Annotated in this window: 24 protein-coding genes and 2 pseudogenes; 10 read left to right on the top strand and 16 right to left on the bottom strand. The window is 63.4% G+C overall.

Annotated features, from left to right (window positions below; genetic code table 11):
• The first annotated feature begins 129 nt into the window (after positions 1–129).
• The 3 genes from htpG (at position 130) to OKW37_RS08960 (ending at position 3,427) form a co-directional block, all read left to right on the top strand.
• Entirely contained in the window at positions 130–2,028 is a 1,899-nt protein-coding gene (gene htpG / locus OKW37_RS08950) for a molecular chaperone HtpG (RefSeq protein ID WP_429406923.1), read from the top strand.
• A gap of 191 nt (positions 2,029–2,219) precedes the next feature.
• Complete coding sequence (locus tag OKW37_RS08955; protein ID WP_429509801.1) at positions 2,220–2,936, top strand: chorismate--pyruvate lyase family protein; 717 nt, start codon at positions 2,220–2,222, stop codon at positions 2,934–2,936.
• On the top strand, positions 2,936–3,427 hold the full coding sequence (locus tag OKW37_RS08960; RefSeq protein ID WP_429406921.1) for a DNA-deoxyinosine glycosylase: 492 nt from the start codon (positions 2,936–2,938) through the stop codon (positions 3,425–3,427). Before OKW37_RS08955 ends, OKW37_RS08960 begins: the two co-directional genes overlap by 1 nt.
• 25 nt (positions 3,428–3,452) lie before the next feature.
• Here the strand turns inward: OKW37_RS08960 and OKW37_RS08965 are convergent, their stop codons facing one another.
• The 7 genes and pseudogenes from OKW37_RS08965 to OKW37_RS08995 all read right to left on the bottom strand — a co-directional run.
• Positions 3,453–3,947, bottom strand: a complete 495-nt coding sequence (locus OKW37_RS08965) for a GNAT family N-acetyltransferase (RefSeq protein ID WP_429406919.1) — start codon at positions 3,945–3,947, stop codon at positions 3,453–3,455.
• Positions 3,938–4,339, bottom strand: coding sequence for a cupin domain-containing protein (locus tag OKW37_RS08970; protein ID WP_090803614.1), 402 nt, complete (start codon positions 4,337–4,339; stop codon positions 3,938–3,940). Before OKW37_RS08970 ends, OKW37_RS08965 begins: the two co-directional genes overlap by 10 nt.
• A gap of 81 nt (positions 4,340–4,420) precedes the next feature.
• Positions 4,421–5,248: an AraC family transcriptional regulator gene (locus OKW37_RS08975; RefSeq protein ID WP_429406917.1), complete on the bottom strand. Its 828-nt coding sequence runs from the start codon at positions 5,246–5,248 to the stop codon at positions 4,421–4,423.
• A 142-nt stretch (positions 5,249–5,390) separates the two neighbouring features.
• Positions 5,391–5,699, bottom strand: coding sequence for a contact-dependent growth inhibition system immunity protein (locus OKW37_RS08980; protein WP_429362017.1), 309 nt, complete (start codon positions 5,697–5,699; stop codon positions 5,391–5,393).
• Positions 5,700–5,784: 85 nt separating this feature from the next.
• Positions 5,785–6,078, bottom strand: a complete 294-nt coding sequence (locus OKW37_RS08985; RefSeq protein ID WP_184059469.1) for a contact-dependent growth inhibition system immunity protein — start codon at positions 6,076–6,078, stop codon at positions 5,785–5,787.
• A gap of 9 nt (positions 6,079–6,087) precedes the next feature.
• Complete coding sequence (locus OKW37_RS08990; RefSeq protein ID WP_429406914.1) at positions 6,088–6,921, bottom strand: RNase A-like domain-containing protein; 834 nt, start codon at positions 6,919–6,921, stop codon at positions 6,088–6,090.
• A 105-nt stretch (positions 6,922–7,026) separates the two neighbouring features.
• Positions 7,027–7,458, bottom strand: a pseudogene (locus OKW37_RS08995) (SIR2 family NAD-dependent protein deacylase); the annotation flags it as partial.
• Positions 7,459–7,713: 255 nt separating this feature from the next.
• On the opposite strand from OKW37_RS08995, the gene OKW37_RS09000 reads away from it, so the two are divergent.
• Entirely contained in the window at positions 7,714–9,954 is a 2,241-nt protein-coding gene (locus tag OKW37_RS09000; protein ID WP_090803620.1) for an NADP-dependent isocitrate dehydrogenase, read from the top strand.
• Positions 9,955–10,044: 90 nt separating this feature from the next.
• Here the strand turns inward: OKW37_RS09000 and OKW37_RS09005 are convergent.
• Positions 10,045–10,338 (bottom strand): annotated as a pseudogene (locus OKW37_RS09005) (OmpA/MotB family protein); the annotation flags it as partial.
• A 344-nt stretch (positions 10,339–10,682) separates the two neighbouring features.
• On the opposite strand from OKW37_RS09005, the gene OKW37_RS09010 reads away from it, so the two are divergent.
• The 4 genes from OKW37_RS09010 (at position 10,683) to OKW37_RS09025 (ending at position 14,957) form a co-directional block, all read left to right on the top strand.
• Entirely contained in the window at positions 10,683–11,618 is a 936-nt protein-coding gene (locus tag OKW37_RS09010; protein ID WP_090803626.1) for a spermidine synthase, read from the top strand.
• 296 nt (positions 11,619–11,914) lie between these two features.
• Positions 11,915–12,157 carry a DUF3311 domain-containing protein gene (locus OKW37_RS09015; RefSeq protein ID WP_429406912.1) on the top strand — a complete coding sequence of 81 codons (243 nt, stop codon included), beginning with the start codon at positions 11,915–11,917 and terminating at the stop codon, positions 12,155–12,157.
• Entirely contained in the window at positions 12,154–13,704 is a 1,551-nt protein-coding gene (mctP, locus tag OKW37_RS09020; protein ID WP_429335987.1) for a monocarboxylate uptake permease MctP, read from the top strand. Before OKW37_RS09015 ends, mctP begins: the two co-directional genes overlap by 4 nt.
• 128 nt (positions 13,705–13,832) lie before the next feature.
• Complete coding sequence (locus tag OKW37_RS09025; RefSeq protein ID WP_429406910.1) at positions 13,833–14,957, top strand: FUSC family protein; 1,125 nt, start codon at positions 13,833–13,835, stop codon at positions 14,955–14,957.
• Between the two features lie 27 nt (positions 14,958–14,984).
• On the opposite strand, the gene OKW37_RS09030 is transcribed toward OKW37_RS09025, so the two are convergent.
• The 5 genes from OKW37_RS09030 to OKW37_RS09050 all read right to left on the bottom strand — a co-directional run bounded on the left by OKW37_RS09030 (position 14,985) and on the right by OKW37_RS09050 (position 20,155).
• Positions 14,985–15,404 carry a VOC family protein gene (locus OKW37_RS09030; protein WP_429406908.1) on the bottom strand — a complete coding sequence of 140 codons (420 nt, stop codon included), beginning with the start codon at positions 15,402–15,404 and terminating at the stop codon, positions 14,985–14,987.
• A 254-nt stretch (positions 15,405–15,658) separates the two neighbouring features.
• Complete coding sequence (gene tal / locus OKW37_RS09035) at positions 15,659–16,612, bottom strand: transaldolase (protein WP_429406906.1); 954 nt, start codon at positions 16,610–16,612, stop codon at positions 15,659–15,661.
• Between the two features lie 214 nt (positions 16,613–16,826).
• The gene (locus OKW37_RS09040; RefSeq protein WP_429406904.1) at positions 16,827–18,047 is read right to left on the bottom strand and encodes a benzoate/H(+) symporter BenE family transporter; all 1,221 of its coding nucleotides are present in this window, start codon (positions 18,045–18,047) and stop codon (positions 16,827–16,829) included.
• 61 nt (positions 18,048–18,108) lie between these two features.
• On the bottom strand, positions 18,109–19,284 hold the full coding sequence (locus OKW37_RS09045) for a vWA domain-containing protein (protein WP_184059454.1): 1,176 nt from the start codon (positions 19,282–19,284) through the stop codon (positions 18,109–18,111).
• A 28-nt stretch (positions 19,285–19,312) separates the two neighbouring features.
• Complete coding sequence (locus OKW37_RS09050; protein WP_090803635.1) at positions 19,313–20,155, bottom strand: AAA family ATPase; 843 nt, start codon at positions 20,153–20,155, stop codon at positions 19,313–19,315.
• A 316-nt stretch (positions 20,156–20,471) separates the two neighbouring features.
• Between OKW37_RS09050 and OKW37_RS09055 the strand changes: the two genes are divergently transcribed.
• Positions 20,472–20,840, top strand: coding sequence for a c-type cytochrome (locus OKW37_RS09055; protein WP_429406901.1), 369 nt, complete (start codon positions 20,472–20,474; stop codon positions 20,838–20,840).
• Positions 20,841–20,886: 46 nt separating this feature from the next.
• The gene (locus OKW37_RS09060; RefSeq protein ID WP_429406899.1) at positions 20,887–21,267 is read left to right on the top strand and encodes a c-type cytochrome; all 381 of its coding nucleotides are present in this window, start codon (positions 20,887–20,889) and stop codon (positions 21,265–21,267) included.
• 126 nt (positions 21,268–21,393) lie between these two features.
• Here the strand turns inward: OKW37_RS09060 and OKW37_RS09065 are convergent, their stop codons facing one another.
• The 3 genes from OKW37_RS09065 to rsxB form a co-directional block, all read right to left on the bottom strand.
• Positions 21,394–21,828 (bottom strand): DUF1841 family protein, encoded by a 435-nt coding sequence (locus OKW37_RS09065; protein WP_018419890.1) that lies wholly within the window; start codon positions 21,826–21,828, stop codon positions 21,394–21,396.
• 144 nt (positions 21,829–21,972) lie between these two features.
• On the bottom strand, positions 21,973–22,617 hold the full coding sequence (gene nth, locus OKW37_RS09070) for an endonuclease III (RefSeq protein ID WP_184059448.1): 645 nt from the start codon (positions 22,615–22,617) through the stop codon (positions 21,973–21,975).
• A gap of 43 nt (positions 22,618–22,660) precedes the next feature.
• Complete coding sequence (rsxB, locus tag OKW37_RS09075) at positions 22,661–23,566, bottom strand: electron transport complex subunit RsxB (protein WP_429406896.1); 906 nt, start codon at positions 23,564–23,566, stop codon at positions 22,661–22,663.
• Positions 23,567–23,730: the final 164 nt, after the last annotated feature.

A 23,730-nucleotide genomic window follows, 5' to 3' on the forward strand; every position in this document is an offset into this window, starting at 1 on the left:
GCCGGAGCGTCCCCATTTGCGCGGACGATCCGGCGGTCCGGCGCTCCGGCACGGCGAGCCCGAACCGCGGTTGGAATCCGCTTCGGCCGCCGCTCATCCCCCAATTCGCAACAGAGAGGAAGTCCGACCATGGCACAAGAAACCATGAGCTTTCAGGCAGAAGTGAAGCAACTTCTGCAACTGATGATCCATTCGCTGTACAGCAACAAGGAAATCTTTCTGCGCGAGCTGATTTCGAACGCGTCCGACGCGGCCGACAAGCTGCGCTTCGAGGCGATCGAAAACAGCGCGCTGTACGAGAACGATCCGAACCTGCGGATTCGGGTGTCGTTCGACAAGGCCGCGCGCACCATCACGATCGACGACAACGGCATCGGCATGAGCCGCGACGAGACGATCGCGCACCTCGGCACGATCGCGCGTTCGGGCACCAGGGAATTCTTCGGCAAGCTGTCGGGCGACCAGCAGAAGGACGCGGCGCTGATCGGCCAGTTTGGCGTGGGCTTCTACTCGGGCTTCATCGTCGCGGACAAGATCACCGTCGAGACGCGCCGCGCCGGTTTGCCGGGCTCGGAAGGCGTGCGCTGGGAAAGCGCGGGCGAAGGCGATTTCGCGGTCGAGACGATCGAGCGCGCCGCGCGCGGCACGACCATCACGCTGCATCTGCGTGCCGATGAGGACGAACTGCTGTCGTCGTATCGGCTGAAGTCGATCATCCAGAAGTACTCGGACCACGTCGCGCTGCCGATCCTGATGAAGAAGGAAGAGTGGGACGCGGAAAAGAGCGAGATGGTCACGAAGGACGAGGACGAGACCGTCAACCAGGCGAGCGCGCTGTGGACCCGTTCGAAGAACGACATCACCGACGAGCAATACAAGCAGTTCTACCAGCACATCTCGCACGATCATCAAGACCCGCTGACGTGGACGCATAACCGCGTCGAAGGCCGCAGCGAGTACACGCAACTGCTGTACGTGCCGGCGCACGCGCCGTTCGATCTGTGGAACCGCGAGCAGCGCGGCGGACTGAAGCTGTACGTGAAGCGCGTGTTCATCATGGACGACGCCGAGCAACTGCTGCCCACGTACCTGCGCTTCGTGAAGGGTGTGGTCGATTCGGCCGATCTGCCGCTCAACGTGTCGCGCGAAATCCTGCAGGAAAGCCGCGACGTGAAGGCGATCCGCGAAGGCGTGACCAAGCGCGCGCTGTCGATGCTGGAAGAACTGGCCAACGCGGACAACGACGCCGAGAAGGAAAAGTACGCGGGCTTCTGGAAGGAATTCGGCCAGGTGCTGAAGGAAGGCATCGGCGAGGACTTCGCCAATCGCGAGCGCGTCGCGAAGCTCGTGCGCTTTGCGACGACGCATACGGGCACGGCCGAGCAGACCGTGTCGCTGGCCGACTACGTCGCTCGCATGAAGCCCGAGCAGACGAAGATCTACTACGTGACCGCCGACACGTGGCAGGCCGCGTCGAACAGCCCGCATCTCGAAGTGTTCCGCAAGAAGGGCGTCGAAGTGCTGTTGCTGACCGATCGCGTCGATGAATGGATGCTGTCGTTCCTCAACGAATTCGACGGCAAGCCGCTGCAAAGCGTCGCGCGCGGCGACCTCGATCTCGGCGCGCTGAACGACGAGGAAAAAGAGGCGCAGGAGAAGATCGGCGAAGCGTTCAAGCCGCTCGTCGAGAAGATGAAGGAAGCGTTGAAGGACAAGGCGAAGGACGTGCGTCTGACGTTCCGCCTGACCGACTCGCCGTCGTGCCTCGTTGCCGACGACGGCGAAATGAGCGGCTACCTGCAGCGCATGCTGAAGGCCGCGGGCCAGCAGGCGCCTGAGTTCCATCCAATTCTCGAAGTGAATCCGGAGCATGCCCTCGTGAAGGGTTTGCATGCCGATAGCGCGAATTTCGATGACTGGTGCCATCTGCTGTTCGATCAGGCACTGCTCGCCGAAGGCGGCGCGCTGGAAGATCCGGCGAGCTTCGTGAAGCGGACCAATGCGTTGCTGCTGTCGCGCGCGGTTTGAGCGTGAGCCGAAAGCGTTGATGTCGTTGCTGGATTGACGCCCGGTAGTTGAGAAATGCCGCTGCTTCGGCAGCGCATTTTTTTTTTGCCTTCTGGTTTGCGTCGGCTCCCCTGGCTGAAGCCGCGCGCACGATCGCCGCGGTCGTTGCCGCGAAAAATTACCGTCGGAGCACGCCGCTATAATCCGACACCATGCCTATCCGTTTCGATCCCGCCGACGCCCACTGGCGCGTCGCGCCTTTGGCCACTTTCAGCGCCGCCCAGAAAGACTGGCTGACCCGCGGCGGTTCACTGACCGCGCACCTGCGCGCGCTCGGCGCGGTCGCGGTGCGCGTGACTCGCGAAGCCGTCGCGCTGCCGTGGCCCGACGAAGCCGCCGCGCTCGGACTCGCGCCGCGCGCGCCGGTGTGGGTGCGCGAAGTGGTGCTGTCGGTCGATGGCGTGCCATTCGTCGCCGCGCATAGCGTGACGCCGCGTGCCGCGAGCGTCGGCATCTGGCAGGCGACGCGCCGGCTGCGCACCCGGCCGCTCGCGGAGTTGCTGTATAGCGATAGCAGTGTCGCGCGTTCGTCGCTGGTGAGCCGCAGGGTGGGGCAGCGGCATCCGTTGTATCGGTTGGCCGCGCATGAAATCGACGGCGGCGATCGGCATGCGCCGCATGCGCTGGTGGCGCGTCGCTCGGTGTTCGAGCGGCATGGCGCGCCTTTGATGGTGAGCGAATGCATGTTGCCGGCACTGTGGGAGCATTTGCGTGCGTTGGACGCGGCCGCTCGCGCGCACGCTGCCGCGTCAGGCACCGGCGCGGCGCATGTCGCGCACGCGCGGGTGCGCGAGCACGGTCGTCCGCTCGATCACACCGCGTCGCGTGCGCACAGCGTGCCGCGCAGCGCCGACGAGCGGAGCCGCTGATGTCGTTCAAGCGTTGCTTTGCGCCTGTCGTCGACGCTGATACGCGGGTCTTGATCCTCGGTAGCTTGCCGGGCGAGGTGTCGTTGGCTCACGGCCAATACTACGCACACCCGCAGAACAAATTCTGGTTACTGGTCGGTGAAGCGATAGAACGGGATCTGGTTGGTATGGCCTATTCGACGCGTCTCGAGACGTTGCTCGAACACCATATCGGACTATGGGATGTCGTTGCCGAGGCTCGTCGAGCAGGAAGCCTGGATAGCCGGATTCGCGACCATGCCAGCAACGATCTGATTGCTCTCATCGATACGCTGCCGAAACTGGCTACCATCGCCTTCAACGGGGGGACGGCGGCCAAAATCGGGATGAAAGCGTTGGGCGAGCGGGGAGTGCAATATCGGCTTGTCCGTTTGCCATCGAGTAGTCCCGCCCATGCCTCCGTTTCATACGCTCAAAAGCTGGACATATGGCGACGGCTAACCTGGGTCTGATCGACCGACAGGATGCCATTCGCGCTCATAGAACGAGCGCAAGAAACCGTGTGCCTTCGACTGGATTCTCGTAGTAGGGCGCGGTTTCGACGAACCCTAACCGCTCGTAGATGCGCTGTGCAAAACGGGTTTGCGGAACCGAGTCGAGAACCAGCGTCGAGAATCCCAATGTCTTCGCTTTCCCGATCACCGATGTGACCAGCGTTTCGCCAAGCGACAACCCTCTGAATGCTTCACGAACATAGAGCCGTTTGATTTCCGCAGTCTCTGCCGTATGGCGCAGCAGCCCCGCGCAACCGGCGAGCTCGCCGCCGGCGTCGGCGACGAAGAACATGCCGGATGGCAGCGTATAAACGTGTTCGAACGCGTCCATTTCTGCATCGAATCCACGGTACGACAGATCCATATCCAGCCAGCGGACATACTCGCGGATCACGGCGACGAGGTTGTGGGTGTCGGCGGGGAAAACGGCTTCGCGAACGATCGGCCGCGGCGTTTGCATGGCGGCTCTCAGATCCATACGTCGTTTTCGGCCGTTCTTTCGGTGGTCGTATCGCCGGTATTGACGACGCCGCGCGGTTCGATGAGCAGCAGCTTCACCTCGGACTCGGCATACGGCTTGTGCTCGACTCCCTTTGGTACCACCGCCATTTCTCCGGGAAACAGTTCGATCGAGCGGTCGCGGAAGTCGATGCGCAACCGGCCTGCGAGGACGATGAACGTCTCGTCGGTATCGGCATGCCGATGCCAGACGAAATCGCCGGCTATCTTTACGACCTTGAACTGATAGTCATTCATTTCAGCCACGACGCGCGGCTGCCAGTGGTCGTCGATCTGACTGATCTTGTCGAGCAGGTTGATGGTCTTGTATTGGCCGCGTTGCTCGGGTGTCGGCTGGGAATCGCTGTGCATGGTGGCTCCATTCGGGTGATACCTGGAACAGAGCATAGTCCCGCCGCCGGCGAGTGTCTTGAACGATCGTGCAAGCTTGCGTTAGCCGGCGTGCCGATCGCTCGTCATCGCGAGCCAACGTGCGGGAGAGATTCCGTATGCGTGGCGAAAATGTCGGGTCATGTGGCTCTGGTCGGCGAAGCCGGCTGCTGCCGCCGCGTCCACGAGGGAAACGCCGCGCAGCATCATCGCGCGCGCGGCTTCGAGCCGGCGCATGACCAGGTAGTGATAGGGGCTGGTGCCGTAAAAAGTTCGGAAATCGCGCGACAGGCTCCAGCGGTCCTGCCCGCTGACGACGGCAAGTTCATCGAGCGTGACGGTGTGCGTGCACGATGCGTGCAGATATTCCCGTGCTCGCTGCGCTGCCGCGAAATCCGCGGACCTGCGCGTCTGCCGCGCGCCCGAGGCGTTATCCAGCGCGAGCGCGAGACCGGCGAGCGCGTCGTCACGTTCGAGCGGCTCCGCGTCGCCACGCATCTGGCGCAGCGCTGTCTGCGTGGCTTCGAACAGGCGCGGATCGGTCGTGACGCCGCCTTCGACGAACGGCAGGGGGCGGCCGCCGAGGACTTCCTGGATTGCAGCGGGCTGCACGTAAATCATCTGATAACGAAATCCCTCGTTCGTGCCGGCCTGACCGTCGTGCACTTCGTCGGGATGCAGGACCATGGTCTGCCCGGGCAGGCTGGTGCGCAAACCGCGCCGGTAATGGAAGCACTGAACGCCGGCGAGGGTCAGGCCGATCGCGTAGGTGTCGTGCCGATGCATGGAGTACGCGTTGCCGTGGAAAAACGCTTCGATGCGTTCGACTCCGTGGGTGGATTCCGAACGGGAAATCCAGTCGGATTGGGCTTTCCGGGTATCGCCGTCCATCACACGCTCCGGCTTGGTTTGGCAGATCTGCGGGAACATCGATATCGGAGGATTGTACCGGTGCGAATGTTCGCACGCTTGGCATGCGTGATAGTGCGACTGACGTCAGTGTCTCGTCGCGGGTCCGCTCCTGAGCAATTGCCTACTCACTCAGCAACCGTTTTACTTCATCAAGGAGGGAAGCCGTCGTGTAGCCCCACAAAACAGGATCGAACTGGCGGCCAAACCGCTCCTTGAACTCTGAGTCCAACGTCTCTGGATAGTCGGCTTTGAATGAATCTATGTCAGACATGAGCGCGTCAATGTCAGTCGTTGACATTTTCGCGGTATAGGAAGAAACGAGTTCTTCTACTGAGTTTCCGAAAAGGTCAAAATCTTCGTGGAAACGAGAGCGAATCAACCCCGTCAGATTGCCATATTCCTCACCGTCAACCATACGATAAGCCTTCACTCCCTGTCTGCGTGTTGAGGGGCGCGTGCGTGAAAATGCCCGCGACAATGGCGGGCCTTCTTTATAGTCTGTCCCGAGCAATTGCCTACTCACTCAGTAGCCGCTTCAATTCGTCAAGGAAGGAAGCAGTGGTGTAACCCCACAACTCCGGGCCGAACTGGGAGCCATACGCCTCTTCGAATGCATCGTCCAGATTGCTAAAGTTCTCTCTCTCGAAGTTTTCAATTTCAACAAGTATGTTCCTTAAACTCTCTTGTGAACTATCTCTTCTGTAGCAACCTATGATCACTTTGATGGTGTTACCCCAGTACGAAAAATCCTCGTTAAGGTACACACCAAAGAGCTGGTTTAGTTCGGGGTACAGCGGATTTTCATTCATAACTGCGTCTCATAAGTCGATGAACGCCGTCAGGACGTAATAGGGCATTCCATTGTATATCTCCCGCTTAAGTACCACCAAAACCTTGTTTCCTTTCGCAAATTGTCCTGTCTTCCTGACAACCCCGTAACCCACGTCCCCAGATATGTGCCTTGTTAAACGCAACGGAGCACTCGTCGTAGACTGAGACCAGGATCTGATGCGGGTAGTTTCGCCCATCATCACTTCCGAAATGGCTTTCTCGGCAGTCTTCTGGTCTTTAAATGATGTCGCCGCTTTTATCCGCGGCTCATCTTTCAGTCTTTGTCGCAACCAGGCCTCATCCTTTCCCACATGCTTCAAAAGTGTATGCCCGCCAACCCCGCGAAGCGTCTTCGCTTCATGCATGTTCAGGTTGATCTCGCCCATCGTGATACGCGCAGCCCGCATCGCCTTGATTGACCCGGCAAAGCTGAACGGCACGACCATGTCAAGTGACAGGCCGATATTGTTGGCCATGTCAGGACTTGCCTTCATTGCCTCGGCCAGCTTCGTCGTGCCCTGCTGTGTCAATGTGGCCGTGTCCTGGCCCGTCCAGACCTGACGCAAACCAGCCGCCGCCGTACCAGAACCATGTACGCCGAACACGACACACCCTGCCTTGGTGAGCATGGTCGGTTCCGGGATCACACACAACGCACTTGCGCCGACCATTTCCAGCACGCCACCGACGATTTGCAACCCGCCCCATAGCCGGTTGGAAAGCATTTCGGTCTGGGTGATTGACTGCCTTGCCAGTACCGCCGCCAGTTGCGGCGCGCTGAGCACCACGCGCACGCCGTCCGCATCCTGTTGATACGACATTCCGAACTTCTCCGTAGCTGTCGGGACTGCCACGCTAGCAGGCGACAACAGGGAGAGGAATGGGCGACGCATGAAAATTCGGGTTCTGATTTATTCAGGCGTACTGCAGGACTGTCCGCATTGCAGGAAATGGATCGATCCGTGGCATTCGAACAGGCGATCGTCGGCGAAGCCGGCCTTCTGGAACTGGCCATCGACATTGCTGGTGAATACGAACCCGCCGCTTCTTTTCGCCGATGCCCAGCGGCGCAAGCTCTCGAAACCCGCGTGCGGGACGGCGCGCCGGTCCAGGTTGAGCCGATGGCCGTAGAAACCCCATGCGCGGACCGGATCACGCAGGAAGGCTGTTCCATTGGCAATATCATGGAAATTGATTCCGCCGGTCTTCAACGCCGGATAAGCCGCCCAGAATCCGTGATCGCCTCGAAAGTCGGGTAGTCCGGAATCGACGCCCATGCCTGCGCCTGCCGTGATCAGAATGCCGTCGGCTTCGCGTATCCAGTCAGCCGCGATCGTCATTTGCTCTGCCGTGTCCATGCGTGCTCCCGTTGTTCACATTCCGAATTCTCCTGGCAGCCCAAAAATGAGGCAGAATCCAACCGTGCGACCCGCTGCGCGACGCAGTCCGCCGTGTTCGCTTAATCGTTCCGCTTTGGCGTTCCAGGGCCCCGCGTCGCCATCCGCCACGCACAGCGTTTGTGTCCTAGCGTTGTCGTTTTCCTGATCGACGTTTGCGCATCCTGCCCGTATCACGTGCGAGATGCCTCTCAACCGCCCGCCCAGAGCCTAGCAATGACGACCCAGCAACCGACCATCATCTACACCCTCACCGACGAGGCGCCGCTGCTTGCGACGGCCGCGTTCCTGCCGATCATCCGGACCTTCACCAGGCCGGCCGGCATCGAGGTCGAGACCAGCGACATCTCGGTCGCGGGCCGCATCCTCGGTGAGTTTCCCGAGTTTCTGACCGAAGCGCAGCGGGTGCCCGACAACCTCGCGGAACTCGGTCGCCTGACCTCGTTACCCGACACCAACATCATCAAGCTGCCCAACATCAGCGCATCGGTGCCGCAACTGACGAGCGTGATCAGGGAACTGCAGGCGAAGGGCTACAAGGTGCCCGACTATCCGGAAGATCCGAAGACCGACGAACAGAAGGCGATCCGTCAGCGCTACTCGAAGTGTCTCGGCAGCGCGGTGAACCCGGTGCTGCGCGAGGGCAACTCGGACCGTCGCGCGCCGGCAGCGGTGAAGAACTACGCCCGCAAGCACCCGCACAGCATGGCCGAATGGAGCATGGCGTCGCGCACGCACGTCGCGCACATGCGGCACGGCGACTTCTATCACGGCGAAAAATCGATGACGCTCGATCGCGCGCGCGACGTAAAGATGGAACTCGTCACGAAGAACGGCAAGACGATCGTGCTGAAGCCGAAGGTCGCGCTGCAGGACGGCGAGATCATCGACAGCATGTTCATGAGCAGGAAGGCGCTGCTAGCGTTCTATGAAGACCAGATGGAAGATGCGCGCAAGACCGGCATGATGCTGTCGCTGCACGTGAAGGCGACGATGATGAAGATCTCGCACCCGATCGTCTTCGGCCACGCGGTGAAGGTGTTCTACAAGGACGCGTTCGCGAAGCACGGCAAGCTGTTCGAGGAACTTGGCGTGAACGTCAACAACGGCCTCGTCAATCTGTACGAGAAGCTCGAGACGCTGCCGGAATCGCAGCGCGAGGAGGTGATCCGCGACCTGCACGCATGCCACGAACATCGTCCGGAACTGGCGATGGTCGATTCGGCGAAGGGCATCTCGAACCTGCACGCGCCGAACGACGTGATCGTCGATGCGTCGATGCCGGCGATGATTCGCCTCGGCGGCAAGATGTGGGGCGCCGACGGTCGTCCGAAAGACACCAAGGCGGTGATCCCGGAGAGCACGTTCGCGCGCATCTACCAGGAGATCATCAACTTCTGCAAGACCAACGGCGCGTTCGATCCGGTCACGATGGGCACCGTGCCCAACGTCGGCCTGATGGCGCAGAAGGCGGAAGAATACGGCTCGCACGACAAGACCTTCGAAGTGCCGGAAGACGGCGAGGCGCGCATCGTCGATCTAGCCAGCGGCGAGGTGCTGCTCACGCAGAACGTCGAGCAGGGCGACATCTGGCGCATGTGCGAGGTGAAGGACGCGGCGATCCGCGATTGGGTCAAGCTCGCGGTCACGCGCGTGCGCAATTCCGGCATGCCCGCGGTGTTCTGGCTCGACCCGTATCGCCCGCACGAAGCGGAGCTGATCAGGAAGGTCGAGGCCTACCTGAAGGATTACGACACCACCGGCCTCGACATCCAGATCATGTCGCAGGTGCGCGCGATGCGTTACACGCTCGAGCGCGTCGTGCGCGGGCTCGATACTATCTCGGTCACCGGCAACATCCTGCGCGATTATCTGACCGACCTGTTCCCGATCATGGAGCTGGGCACGAGCGCGAAGATGCTGTCGATCGTGCCGTTGATGGCGGGCGGCGGCATGTACGAGACCGGCGCGGGTGGTTCGGCGCCGAAGCACGTGAAGCAGCTCGTCGAAGAAAACCATCTGCGTTGGGACTCGCTCGGCGAGTTCCTCGCGCTCGCGGCGTCGCTCGAAGAACTGGGCATCAAGACCGGCAACAACCGGGCGAAGATCCTCGCGAAGACGCTCGACACCGCAACCGGCAAGCTGCTCGACAACAATCGCAGCCCGAGCCCGAAGACGGGCGAGCTCGACAATCGCGGCAGCCAGTTCTATCTGGCGATGTACTGGGCCCAGGAGCTGGCCGCGCAAACGGACGACGCCGCGCTCGCCGCGCAGTTCGCGCCGCTCGCGACGCAGCTGACCGCCAACGAGCAGGTGATCGTGGCGGAGCTCGCGTCGGTGCAGGGCGCGCCGGCGGACATCGGCGGCTATTACAAGCCGGACTTCAACAAGCTCGAAGAGGTGATGCGGCCGAGCCGCACGCTGAACGAGGCGCTTGGGGCGGTACGCGTCGAATGACGTGATGCGTGAAGTGAGGTGATGTGAAGACGAGCCGCCGGCGGGCGGCTCGTAGCAGGGAAGGGCGGCCGATGCTACCGGCGAACGCGTTCAATACTGCACGACGATCGCGACCCGCCGGTTGGCCGCTCTTGCCGCCGCGTCATTGCCGGCAACCAGCGGAAAATTGTCCGCCCGTCCGATCGCGGCCAGCCGATGCGGCTCGATCCCGCGCTCGACCAGATACCTGACCACTGCGCCCGCGCGAGCCGACGACAGCTCCCAGTTGGACACATACTTCGCGGTCGAAATCGGCGCACTGTCGGTATGCCCTTCGACGAGCACATTCCCCGTCGCATCCTTTTGCAGTCCCTGCGCGATCGGGTTGAGTACATCGAACGAATCGACGACCTTCATGTCGTCGCAGCGAGTGGAAAGTTCGACCTTGCCTTCCGTGATCAGAAAGACCACGGGCTCACCCGAGTAGCCCTCGGAATAGATGATCTCGCCGGGCGCTGCACCAGGAGGAAATGCGCTGCAAGCTGCGGCTGGTGACGGAAAACGGCGATAAAGCGCCACGTGAATCGTTTGCGCGTGGCGTAATGGCGCAGGTTGGTCGCGACCCAGCGGCCGCAAAAGTGAGTTCGTTGAAAGCAGTTTGTGAGCGGTCGATTTGAATGAGCGAACCGCAGCGAATGCTATGCTCTCGTTCGACCAAAAATATTGCGCCTGTCGCGCGACATCCCTACATGACGAATCTGATCAAGCGCGCTTCGGCCGAGGCGCGCGCTTTCCGTAACCGCGACGCCCAAGCCATCGGCGGTAAACAGCAAATGGCCCACAAAAAGGCGCCCAAATCCACGCGCAACGCGAGCGGCACCGTCGAGCACGACGCACACGACGCGCCGCAAATCGAAGCGCCGCGCAAGCCGCGCTTCGCACCGGTGACGTTCTCCGAAGAGGGCGGCGTGCGCTACCTGCATTTCGGCACGGAATGGGTGCAAGGCGCGATGCGTCTACGCAAGCCCGATCACATCGAACTCGAATACGCGCAGCAGATGATGGCCTGGCTGCTATTCCTCGAAACGCCGAAGCGCATCGTGCAGCTCGGGCTCGGCGCCGCGTCGCTGACCAAGTTCGCGCACCGCTTCCTGAAGAGCGCGAAGGTCGAGGCCGTCGAACTGAATCCGGCGGTCGTCGTGGCCGCGCGCACGATGTTCGAACTGCCGCCCGACGACGCGCGTCTGAGCGTGCATGAAAGCGACGCGTGGGACTTCGTCAACGAGAGCGCGAACCACGGCACCATCGGCGCGCTGCAGATCGACGTCTACGACGCGACCGCGCGTGGCCCAGTACTCGACAGCGTCGGCTTTTACCGTGCGGCACGTGCGTGTCTGACCGACGCGGGCATCGTCACGGTGAATCTGTTCGGCGATCATCCGAGCTTCGTGCGCAACATGAAGCGTCTGAACGAAGCCTTCGACGGTCGCGTCGTCGCGCTGCCCGAAGTGCACGACGGCAACCGTATCGCGATCGCGTTCTCGGGCCCCGCGCTCGACGTGCCGTTCACCGCGCTAGAGGCGCGCGCGAAGCTGATCGAAGCCGAGCTCGGCTTGCCGGCGCGCAAATGGATCAAGGGCCTGCGCGAATCGACCGGGCAGACGGGCGCATCGTTTGCGATCTGATCAGCGCACGGAGAATGAATCGGCCGTACCGGCGTAGCGGTCGGCACGGCCGCTTTGCTTCCGGTATTTTTTCACGTCTACGCCGCAACGTCATCCAGCCTGCATCGTTGGCGCTTCCGTCGCGTTGTTGGACCCGACGCGCCTCGGGTCGTCCCTGCTTGACCGGGAGTTCGCCACTCCTATACTCTTTCGAAGCTTTCGGGGAGCCCGTGGCTGACCGCGGGACGACCACCCGCTGAGTCCCACCTCCCGTCGACCGCGGGCAGATAAATTCTAAATAGGAAACAGGAGACGTCATGGCTCACGACGCCGACGTGAAGAAAGCCAGCAAGCACTGGCTCTGGCTATTGCTGCTACCGTGGATCGCGATGATCTGGGTGCCGTCCTACAACCGGGTCGAGCCGCAGCTGTTCGATTTCCCGTTCTTCTACTGGTATCAGCTGCTGTGGGTGCTGATCAGCGCGGTCATCACCGCGTTCGTCTATTCGAAGACCAGGTCCCGCTATACGGGTCGCACGAACGGGGGCGCACAACGATGAACCCCATTGCAACTTTCGTCTTCGTTCTGTTTTTCATCGGCGTCACGATTCTCGGCTTCGTCGCGGCCCACTGGCGGCGCGGCGATCTCGCGCATATCGAAGAGTGGGGTCTCGGCGGCCGGCGCTTCGGCACGATCGTCACGTGGTTCCTGCTCGGCGGCGACCTGTACACCGCCTACACGTTCATCGCGGTGCCGGCGCTCGTGTTCGGTGCGGGCGCAACGGGCTTCTTCGCGCTGCCGTACACGATCCTGATCTATCCGTTCGCGTTCGTCGTGTTCCCGAAGCTGTGGAGCGTCGCGAAGCGGCACGGCTACGTGACCTCGGCGGACTTCGTGTCGGCCCGCTACGGCAGCCGCATGCTCGCGCTCGCCGTCGCGGTCACCGGCATCGTCGCGACGATGCCGTACATCGCGCTGCAACTGGTCGGTATCGAAGTGGTGATCGGCGCGCTCGGTTTCGACACGACCGGCTTCGTCGGCGATCTGCCGCTGATCATCGCATTCGCGATCCTCGCGGCCTACACGTACACGTCGGGCCTGCGCGCGCCGGCCATGATCGCGGTCGTCAAGGACATCCTGATCTACGTGACGATCTTCGCCGCGATCATCGTGATTCCGCCGCAGCTGGGCGGCTTCGGCCATATCTTCGGCGCGGTCCCGCCGGCCAAGCTGCTGCTGAAGTCGCCGGACGTGTCGAGCCTGAACGGCTATAGCGCGTACGCGACGCTCGCGGTGGGTTCGGCGCTGGCGCTGTTCCTGTATCCGCACTCGATCACCGCGGTGCTGTCGTCGAAGTCGGGCAACACGATCCGCCGCAACATGGCGTTGCTGCCGGCGTATTCGCTGGTGCTCGGCCTGCTCGCGCTGCTCGGCTTCATGGCGCTCGCGGCCGGCGTGAAGGACATGCCGGAGTTCGCGCCGTACTTCAAGGCCTTCGGCCCGAACTTCGCAGTGCCGGCGCTGTTCCTGCACTTCTTCCCGTCGTGGTTCGTCGGCGTCGCGTTCGCGGCGATCGGTATCGGCGCGCTGGTGCCGGCGGCGATCATGTCGATCGCGGCGGCGAATCTGTACACGCGCAACGTGCACAAGGAGTTCGTCAACCGCAACATGACGCACGAGCAGGAGACCAACGTCGCGAAGCTGGTGTCGCTGATCGTCAAGGTCGGCGCGGTGGCGTTCATTCTCGGTCTGCCGCTCACGTACGCGATCCAGTTGCAACTGCTCGGTGGGATCTGGATCATCCAGACGCTGCCGGCGATCGTGCTGGGTCTCTACACGCGCGTGCTCGACTACCGGGGTCTGTTGCTCGGCTGGGCGGCAGGTATCGCGACCGGCACGTGGATGGCGATTTCGTTGAACCTCGCGAGCTCGATCTTCACGATCCATCTGTTCGGCATGGCGATTCCGGGCTATGCGGCCGTGTGGTCGCTGGTCGTGAACCTCGTGGTGTCGGTCGTCGTGAGCCTGGTCGTGCGCGCGGTGGGCATGCAGCGCGCCGAGGACCGTACGCGTCCGGAGGACTACCTGGACATCGTCGAAGGCTGATTCCAGCTGCAAATCACGTTCTGAAACACGCAACGCCCGCCGACGGAAGTTGGCGGGCGTTTGTGTTTGCGGGGCACTCCAGGGCAGGATAGCGGAACCGTCCTTTCACGCGTTCGCCGCGCGCCGCCATGGCTGCTGCCGATACTCCCACTTTGATTTCCCGCCGCGCGGCGCTCAGCCGGATGGTGCGCGCGGTCACGTCGCCGTACTACCGCTACCGGCACGCCAAGGTGCTGCATAGCCTGCGCGTCGGCCTCGCGATGCTGGTGTCGATTCTGGCGACGACCGGCATCGATATTCCGCACGGCATCTGGTCGTCGGTAACGCTGCTGGTCGTGATCGGCGGCTTGCAGCATCACGGCAATATCCGCAAGAAAGCGGCCGAACGCGCGGCCGGCACGCTGCTCGGCGCATCGATCGGGCTCCTGCTGATCGTGCAACAGCACTTCATCGGTTCGCTGCCGCTCACCTATGTGCTGGAGGCGATCATCGCGTCGATCTGCGCGTGGTTCGCGATTGGCTCGTCCGGCTATATCGGGCTCCTGACCGCCATCACGATGTGCATCGTCGCGGGCCACGGCGACAATCTGATCGACGTCGGCCTGTGGCGCACGCTGAACGTGCTGATCGGTATTGTCATCGCGCTGGCGTTTTCGTTCGCGTTTCCGCTGCACGCGACGTATTCGTGGCGCTACGGCCTCGCCGCCAATCTGCGCGAATGCGCGGGCATCTACGCGCGGCTGCTCGACGGCGAAACGATCACCGAGGAGGAGCAGATCAAGCGCTTCCTGTGGATCAACAAGCGGCTCGTGCAACTGCGCTCGCTGATGCCGTCGGTCGCGAAGGAAATCGACGTGCCGCAGTCGAGGCTCGAGGAGATCCAGCGGCTGCATCGTTCGGTGCTCAGCTCGCTGGAACTGCTTGCCACGGGGCCGCTGATGAACGCCGATGCCGCCGCGCGCACCGCCTATGCAGCGCATTGCGGCGCCGAGGTGCGCGCCGTGCGGGCGATCCTGTTGTCCACCGCGCGCGGGCTGCGTTTTGGCCGTCCGTCGCGCTTTGGCATTCCGGCCGCGGCGCCGCTCGCGAAGGGGCACGGCGACGTGGCCACCGCGTTGCCGCCCGACTGGCAAGGGCCGTACTGGCTCGGTCAGCGGCTCGCGGAGCAGGTAGACCGGTTGCGCGCGCTATTGCTGGAGACCGAGCCGAACTGGAACATCGAGCGGCACGAGCGGGCGACGCGTGGCAGGTAGGTGCTAGCGCTGGCCTGCCCCTAAGCCTCAAACCTGCGGCGGCAGCGTGACCATCCACATCATGCCGAAGCGGTCCACCACCATTCCGAAGCCCTTGCTCCAGAACGTTTGCTGGAACGGCATCACGACCTGGCCGCCATCGGCGAGCGCGTTGAAGCATTTTTCCGCCGACGCGCCGTCATCGACGGTCAGCGACAGACTGAAGCCATTGAACGGGCCGGCCGCCGCATCGCAGTTGCCGTCGGAAGCCATCCACGTGCTCGAGCCCAGCTGCACGCTCGCGTGCATGATCTTGTCGGCGAGTTCGGGGCGTGGCGGATTGTGCGCGTCCGGCGGCGCTTCCTTGAACAGCATCTTGAAGGTCACCTGGGCGCCGAGCTTGTCGGTGTAGTAATCGAGCGCTTCCTGGCAACGGCCGTTGAAGAACACATAGGGCTGAACGTACATGATCGTCTCCATGGTCAGGCGTTGGGCGGGTGCCGTCGTTCCTCGCCAGCGGCGGTGGGGAGGGGCGTGGAGTCGATTGTAGTCGGTGGCGGCGCGTCGATTGTGACGCTATGTCGCCAGTGGCGATGCAGCGCAAACGAAAAGCGGCGCTGAACCGTGAGGTCCAGCGCCGCCTGTCATGGATGGGACTCGCGCGGAGCCGCGCGGCGAGCGTGAGCGTCACTCAGCCAGCCACGCCCGCGGCCTCCGGCGCCTCAGCGCAGCGTGTCGATCAGCTTTTCCAGCTTCACCGCGTCCGCGGCGAACGTGCGGATGCCTTCGGAGAGCTTCTCGGTCGCCATCGCTTCGTCGTTGAGGAGGAAGCGGAACGACTTCTCGTCGACCGGCACGCGCTCGATGTCCGCGTCGTGCGATGTCTCCGGCGACAGCTTGCGTTCGACCTTGTCGGTGCTCTCGTGCAGTTTCTGCAGCAGGTCGGGGCTGATCGTCAGCAGATCGCAGCCGGCCAGTTCCAGAATCTGCGAGGTCGTGCGAAAGCTCGCGCCCATCACCTCGGTCTTGTAGCCGAACTTCTTGTAGTACGCGTAGATGCGGCGCACCGACTTGACGCCCGGATCGTTGGCGCCGCCGTCTTTCGCTTCGTCCCACGCGCTGCCGGCGTTCTTCTTGTACCAGTCGTAGATGCGGCCGACGAACGGCGAGACCAACTGCGCGCCAGCTTCCGCGGCGGCGGCGGCCTGCACGAGCGAAAACAGCAGCGTCATGTTGCAGTGGATGCCTTCCTTCTGCAGCGCCTCGGCCGCGCGCACGCCTTCCCACGTCGACGCGAGCTTGATCAGCACCCGGTCGCGCTCGATGCCGTGTTCCTTGTACAGCGCGATCAGCTCGCGGCCTTTCGCGATCGACCCTTCGACGTCGAACGACAGGCGCGCGTCGACTTCGGTCGACACCCGCCCCGGGATGATCTTCAGGATTTCGGTGCCGAAGGCGATCAGCAACTGGTCGATGATCGCGCCGGCCGGCTTCGACGCATGCGCCTTCACGGTCTTTTCGAGCAGCGGCCGGTAGTCGTCTTTCTGCACGGCCTTCAGAATCAGCGACGGATTGGTGGTCGCATCACGCGGCTTGTACTGCGAGAGCTGCTGGAAGTCGCCGGTGTCGGCCACCACGGTGGTGTATTGCTTGAGTTGGTCGAGTGCGGTTGTCATGTTCGGGCCTTCAGGGCGCGTGTGCGCCATGGTTCAGGAGAAGTGAGGACGCCGCCGCGCCGGCAGGAGGAATCAGCCGGCGCCGGCGGCCGCGGGTCAAGCCGCAGCGCGTCCCACGATGGCTTGGGAAACGCTGCCGGATACATCTATTCTATGGCGGATCGCCGAGGACGGTATGAACACCGCGTATGGACAGCCGGGCGTGGCGATCCGTTCACACGCGGCGCGTGTTCAGCACGACTTGCGTCACCACGCCCGCGACGAGCCCCCAGAACGCCGAGCCGATCGACAGCAGCGTGAGTCCCGAGGCGGTCACCATGAACGTGACGAGCGCGGCCTCGCGCTGCCTCGTATCCTGCATCGCGTTGGCGAGCCCGCTCATGATCGAGCCGAACAGCGCGAGCGCCGCGACGGAGACGACCAGTTCCTTCGGGAACGCCGCGAACAGCGCGGCGATCGTCGCGCCGAACACGCCCGCGAGCAGATAGAAAATGCCGCCCCATACGGCCGCTGTGTAGCGCCTGGCGGAGTTTTCGTGCGCTTCAGGGCCGGTGCAGATCGCCGCCGTGATCGCGGCAAGATTGATGCCGTGAGAACCGAACGGCGCGAGTAGCAGCGACGCGACGCCGGTCGTCGCGATCAGCGGCGCGGACGGGGTCGTATAGCCGTCGGCGCGCAGCACCGCGATGCCCGGCACGTTCTGCGAGGCCATCGCGACCACGAACAGCGGAATGCCGATGCTCACGCAAGCCGCCACCGAAAACGACGGCATCGTCAGCACCGGGTGCGCGAGCGCGACGTGAAAGTGGCTGAAGTCGAGCAGCCCGAGGCCGCCGGCGGCTGCGGTGCCTGCCACGAGCGTGGTCGGAATTGCATAACGCGGCACGAACCGTTTGACGATCAGGTAGGTAAAGAACATCGTCAGCACGAGCGCGGTCTGGTACTGCGCGGCACGGAAAATCTCGATGCCGATCTCGAACAGGATGCCCGCGAGCAGCGCTGCCGCAAGGCCGGACGGAATCCGCTTCATCAGCGCGTCGAACCAGCCGGTGACGCCGACCAGCGTCAGCAGCGCCGCGCAGAAGATGAATGCGCCGATCGCCTGCGCATACACGACATGCGGCAGCGACGACACCAGCAGCGCCGCGCCCGGCGTCGACCACGCGATCACGATCGGCGCGCGAAAGCGCAGCGACAGGCCGATCGTGCACAGGCCCATGCCGATCGACAGCGCCCAGATCCACGACGAAATCTGCGCGTCGCTCAGATGCGCGGCCTGGCCCGCCTGAAACATCAGCACGAGCGAGCTCGTGTAGCCGGTCATCGCCGCGACGAAGCCCGCGACGATCGTCGACAGCGACGTATCGGCGAGCGGATTGAAGCGCCTGGGCGACGTGGCGGCGGGGGACAGCTGGGGCGACGGGGACGAACTCATGCGAAGGCTTTCTTGTTGTGGAAGTTGAAGCGTCGGGACGTGGATTCTGGAACGGCGGGCGTTACTTGCTCAGCACCCGCATGGCCGTCTCGAGGCCCGCGAGCGTCAGCGGATACATGCGGTGGCCCAGCACTTCGCGGATCGCGCTGACCGACTGCCGGTACGGCCACAGCGCTTCCGGTTCCGGGTTCAGCCACGCGAAGTGCGGGAAGTGATCGGCGAGCCGGCGCAACCACACCGCGCCGGCCTCGGCGTTGTTGTACTCGACCGAGCCGCCGGGCTGCAACACTTCGTATGGGCTCATCGTCGCGTCGCCGACGAAGATCAGCTTGTAGTCGGGCGTGAACTTGTGCAGCACGTCCAACGTCGGTGTGCGCTCGGCGTGGCGGCGGCGGTTGTGCTTCCACAGGAAGTCGTACACGCAGTTGTGGAAGTAGTAGAACTCGAGGTGCTTGAACTCGGCCTTCGCGGCGGAGAACAGCTCCTCGGTGCGCTTCACGTGATCGTCCATCGAGCCGCCGACGTCGAGCAGCATCAGCACCTTCACGTTGTTGTGCCGCTCGGGCACCATCTTCAGATCGAGCCAGCCGGCGTTCGCGGCGGTGCTGCGGATCGTGTCGGGCAGGTCGAGTTCTTCCGCCGCCCCTTCGCGGGCGAACCGGCGCAACCGTCGCAGCGCAACCTTGATGTTGCGCGTGCCGATTTCGACCTGGTCGTCGTAGTCGCGATACGCGCGCGCTTCCCATACCTTGACGGCCGTGCGATTGCCGGCCGCGTCGCCGCCGATGCGCACGCCTTCGGGGTTATAGCCGCCGTGACCGAACGGCGACGTGCCGCCCGTCCCGATCCACTTGTTGCCGCCCTCGTGGCGCTCTTTCTGCTCGTCGAACAGTTCCTTCAGGCGCTCCATCAGCTTGTCGATGCCGCCCATCGCCTCGATCTGCGCCTTTTCCTCGGGCGACAGGTCGCGTTGCAGCTTCTTCTTCAGCCAGTCGGGCGGAATCTCGAACGCGAGCTCCGAGGTCGCCGCGACACCGTTGAAAAAGGCGCCGAACGCCTGGTCGAACTTGTCGAAGTACTGCTCGTCCTTCACGAGCGTGATGCGCGAGAGGTAGTAGAACTCGTCGAGCGACGGCGCGATCACGTTGGCCTTCAGCGCTTCGAGCAGCGTCAGGTATTCCTTCACCGAGACCGGCAGGCGGGCGGCGCGCAGCGAGTAGAAAAAGTCGATCAGCATGCTGGATGTCCTGCGGCGCGGCGCCGGCTCAACGGTTGTTGCGGTTCATGAACAGCAGCCGCTCGAACAGGCTCACGTCCTGTTCGTTCTTCAGCAGCGCGCCGTGCAGGGGCGGCACGATCTGCTTCTGATCGGCCGAGCGCAGTGCTTCGGGCGGAATGTCTTCGGCGAGCAGCAGCTTGAGCCAGTCGAGCAGTTCGGAGGTGGACGGCTTCTTCTTCAGCCCCGCGACGTTGCGCAGCTCGAAGAAGCTCTGCAGCGCCGCGGCGAGCAGATCCTTCTTGATGCCGGGGTAGTGCACGTCGACGATCTGCTGCATCGTCGTCGCATCCGGAAACCTGATGTAGTGGAAGAAGCAGCGGCGCAGGAACGCGTCGGGCAACTCCTTCTCGTTGTTCGACGTGATGATCACGAGCGGGCGATGTCTGGCGCGCACCAGCTCGCGCGTCTCGTACACGTAGAACTCCATGCGGTCGAGTTCGCGCAGCAGGTCGTTCGGGAATTCGATGTCGGCCTTGTCGATCTCGTCGATCAGCAGCACGCTCTGCTCGTCCGATTCGAACGCCTGCCACAGCACGCCTTTGACGATGTAGTTGCGGATGTCCTTCACGCGCTCGTCGCCGAGCTGCGAATCGCGCAGACGCGACACCGCGTCGTATTCGTACAACCCCTGCTGTGCCTTGGTGGTCGACTTGATGTGCCATTGCAAGAGCGGCATGCCGAGCGCGGCGGCGACTTCCTCGGCGAGCATGGTCTTGCCGGTGCCGGGTTCGCCCTTGATCAGCAGCGGACGCTTGAGCGTCATCGCGGCGTTGACCGCGAGCTTGAGGTCGTCGGTGGCGACGTACTGCGATGAGCCTTCGAAACGCATGACGAGATGCTCTTGTGCGGGAAAAAACCCAGTATAAGTCAGAAGGCCTGTTGGCCTGAAACCGGCTCACGTATGGTGTCAGCCGCGCAGTGACGCGGCGGCGGTGCCGCTGTGGCGTCGTTGCGAAGCCGCCGCGGTCATGGCGTGGCGCCCGTCCCGGCGGGCGTTGCGCGGCCCCCGTGTCCGGTGGACGTTCGGCGCGGCGGCGCGGTACAATGAGCCCGATTTTTTTGGCCTGCGTGGCTACCCTACAAGAAGAACGGCGCGGACCGCTGCCTTTGTGGGCACCCGTTTCCCCTCAAGCCAGGTTACATCTATGAATAAATTCGTCGGCAAACACGTCGTGATCGCAGCGCTGTCGGTGCTCGCGGGGTATGCGGCCAATGCGCAGGCAGCGGATGTCGTAGGCAATGCCAAGGCGGGCCAGGGCAAGGTCGCGATGTGTATCGGCTGCCACGGCATCCCCGAATACCGCACGGCTTATCCAGAGGTTTTCCGCGTGCCGAAGCTTGGTGGCCAGAATCAGGCGTACCTCGAAAACGCGCTGCGCGCCTACAAGAAGGGCGACCGCCATTTCGCCACGATGCATGCGATCGCGGTGACGCTGTCGGATCAGGACATTGCCGATGTCGCCGCGTACTACGCAGCGCAAACTGCCGCTTCGAAAAACAATCCCGACAAGTGATCGGCGTCGGTCACCAGCACATCCAATTCGCGGGATAGGAGATTTCATGATCAAGCCCCAACAGGCACTCCACACGGTATTCAAGGCGGTCAGCGCGGCGGCGGTAATCGGTCTGGCCGCAGCGAACGCAGCCCACGCGGCCGACGCCGGCAACGGTAAGGTGCTCGCCGACAGCCACAACTGCGCGGCCTGCCACGGGCCCAACCTGAACAAGCCGGTGAGCCCGGAGTATCCGAAGCTGGCCGGTCAGTACGCCGACTATGTCTACTGGGCGCTGCGTCAGTACCAGATGGGTACTGGCAATCCACACCTCGGCCGCAACAACGCGATCATGCAGGCACAGGTGCAGAGCCTGTCGCTAGGCGACATGAAGGACATCGCCGCTTACATCGAATCGCTAAAAGGCGACCTCGTGCAGAAAAAGTAAGCGTCGGGCGCCGGTTTCGCGCCGATGCTTCAAAAGCAAAACACCCCGCCTTGGCGGGGTGTTTTGCTTTGAGGGCGTCGTACCTCGGCGTGCTGGCGTCGTGCCGCGCCGGCGTTTCCAGTCGCCTCAGTCGCGCGTCGCACGCCGTTCGATGCGCTGCAGATACGCGTCCGTGTCCGGCGGCGTGCCGGTGCGCTGCGCTTCCCAGATGGTTTCGCCGAGGCAGTCCATGATCGCGTGCTGGGCCTCGTGCGTCGAGCCGAGGCGCGCGGCGAGCCGCTCATGCGCGGCTCGAATGCCGGGCGGCTGATCGATCGACAACTGCTCGGAGATCGCCAGGTGCATCGACAGGTGCAGGAACGGATTGGTCTGGCCGCGCTCCGGCGAATAGTCCTGCGCCTGGGCGGCGGGACCATCGGCGAGATCGGCGTGATATTCGGGATGCTCGACGATCCAGTCGGCGGCGATCGCCTCGAGCGGCGTCAAAATCTCGCCCTGGCGCTGTTTGCGCCAGGTGTCGGTGAAAAAGAGGCGAACTTCGTCGCGGCTGGGATTGAACATCGTGGAACCGGTGCGTGGGAGTGGAGGCGCGGAGCGCGACGGTGCGGGTCCGCAGTGCGCGCTGCGCGTAAGGCACTATTTTACGCGGCGGCCGCGTGGGCCGCAGGCGCGCTGCACGGCCTTGGGTTTCGAGCTGGGCCGGCCTTATAGATCGGGTGGCGGGGTCTTTGGCCGGAACTCGCACAGCGGCTCGATCGCGCAATGCCAGCATTCGGGGCGGCGCGCCTTGCACACGTAGCGTCCATGCAGGATCAGCCAGTGGTGCGCATCCTGCCTGAATTCGGCGGGCGTGAATTTTTCGAGTGCCGCTTCGACCGCGCGCACGTCCTTGCCGGGCGCGAGGCCGGTGCGGTTGGCGACGCGGAAAATGTGCGTGTCGACCGCAATGGTCGGATGGCCGAATGCGGTGTTCAGGATCACGTTGGCCGTTTTGCGGCCGACACCGGGCAGCCCTTCGAGTGCCTCGCGATCCTCCGGCACCTCGCCGCCATACTGGTCGAGCAGAATGCGGCAGGTCGCGATCACGTTCTTCGCCTTCGTGCGATACAGACCGATCGTCTTGATATAGCTCGCGACGCCTTCCTCGCCGAGGTCGAACACCTTCTGCGGCGTGTTCGCGAGCGGAAACATCCTGCGCATCGCCTTGTTGACCGACACGTCGGTCGCCTGCGCAGACAACAGCACCGCGATCAGCAGTTCGAACGGCGTCGTGTACTCGAGTTCGGTGGTCGGATGCGGATTGAGGCTCTGAAGCGTTTCGTAGATCGCGCGGCGTTTGTTCGCGTTCATGCGGAGCGGGTCCGTGTGAGTGGGCCGGGTTGCGTCGGCGTGGTCAGCGCGCGGTTGGCGGCGAGTTGGACGGTGGATTGGACTCGTTTGACTCATTTGACTCGTCGGACTGCTGCTCCGAGCCGGGCGTGTCGCCACCGCTGGCAAGACCGAGACGACGGCGGCGCGCTTCGGCGGCATCGATCTGTGCCTGCACGTCGGCGCTGACGTTCTCGGTGTTCAGCGGTCCCTCGCCTTTCGCGGCCAAGTCTTCCTTCTTCTTGCGCGCGCGTTCGAGCGCGGCCTGGATGATCGCGCGTTTCTTCGCTTCCGCGTCGTCCGCAATCGGGGCGGCGGGAGCCTCGGACGGCACTATCGCGGCGTTTGCCGCAACCGCGTCCGGCGCAGCCGGCGGCGCGCTTGCGGCTCGCCGCGCCGCAGCGCGCGCTTCGGCGGCGTCGCGCTCGCGCGCGAGGCGGGTCTCGTGGCGGTTATGACGCGCCCGCGCCGCGTCCGCGTAGCTCGGGCTCCATGCATCCCAGCCGGTGGCCTCGCCGGTCACGGGGAGCATCGTGATGCAGTCGACCGGGCAGGGCGGCACGCACAGGTCGCAGCCGGTGCATAGCTCGGCGACCACGGTGTGCATCTGTTTCGGTGCGCCAACTATCGCGTCGACCGGACACGCCTGCATGCACAGCGTGCAGCCGATGCACACCTGTTCGTCGATAACCGCCAACGGACGCGGACGTTCGACGCCATTGGCCGAATTGAGCGGAATCACCGGTTTGCCGAGCAGCGCGGCGAGGCGCGCGATGCCCTCGGCGCCGCCGGGCGGGCACTGGTTATAGTTCGCCTCGCCATTGGCGACGGCTTCGGCATACGGACGGCATGCGGGATAACCGCACTTCGTGCATTGCGTTTGGGGCAGCAGATCTTCGATGCGATCCGCGAGTGTTTTGACGTCTGTCACGGTTGCGGCGCGGGGGTTTGCCGTGCGATCGCACGACCTGAACTAAATAGCACATTATCGCCGATTTCCCGGATTGCCATTCGCAATCCATGTGCCATAATCGAAGCGCTTCATTCGAAAGACCGCAGAAAAGGGTGTGTTTCCCAACCATGACGCGCCCGCTA

Origin of the sequence: Paraburkholderia sp. MM5482-R2 (genome assembly GCF_050436125.1) — a bacterium.
GTDB lineage: Bacteria > Pseudomonadota > Gammaproteobacteria > Burkholderiales > Burkholderiaceae > Paraburkholderia > Paraburkholderia tuberum.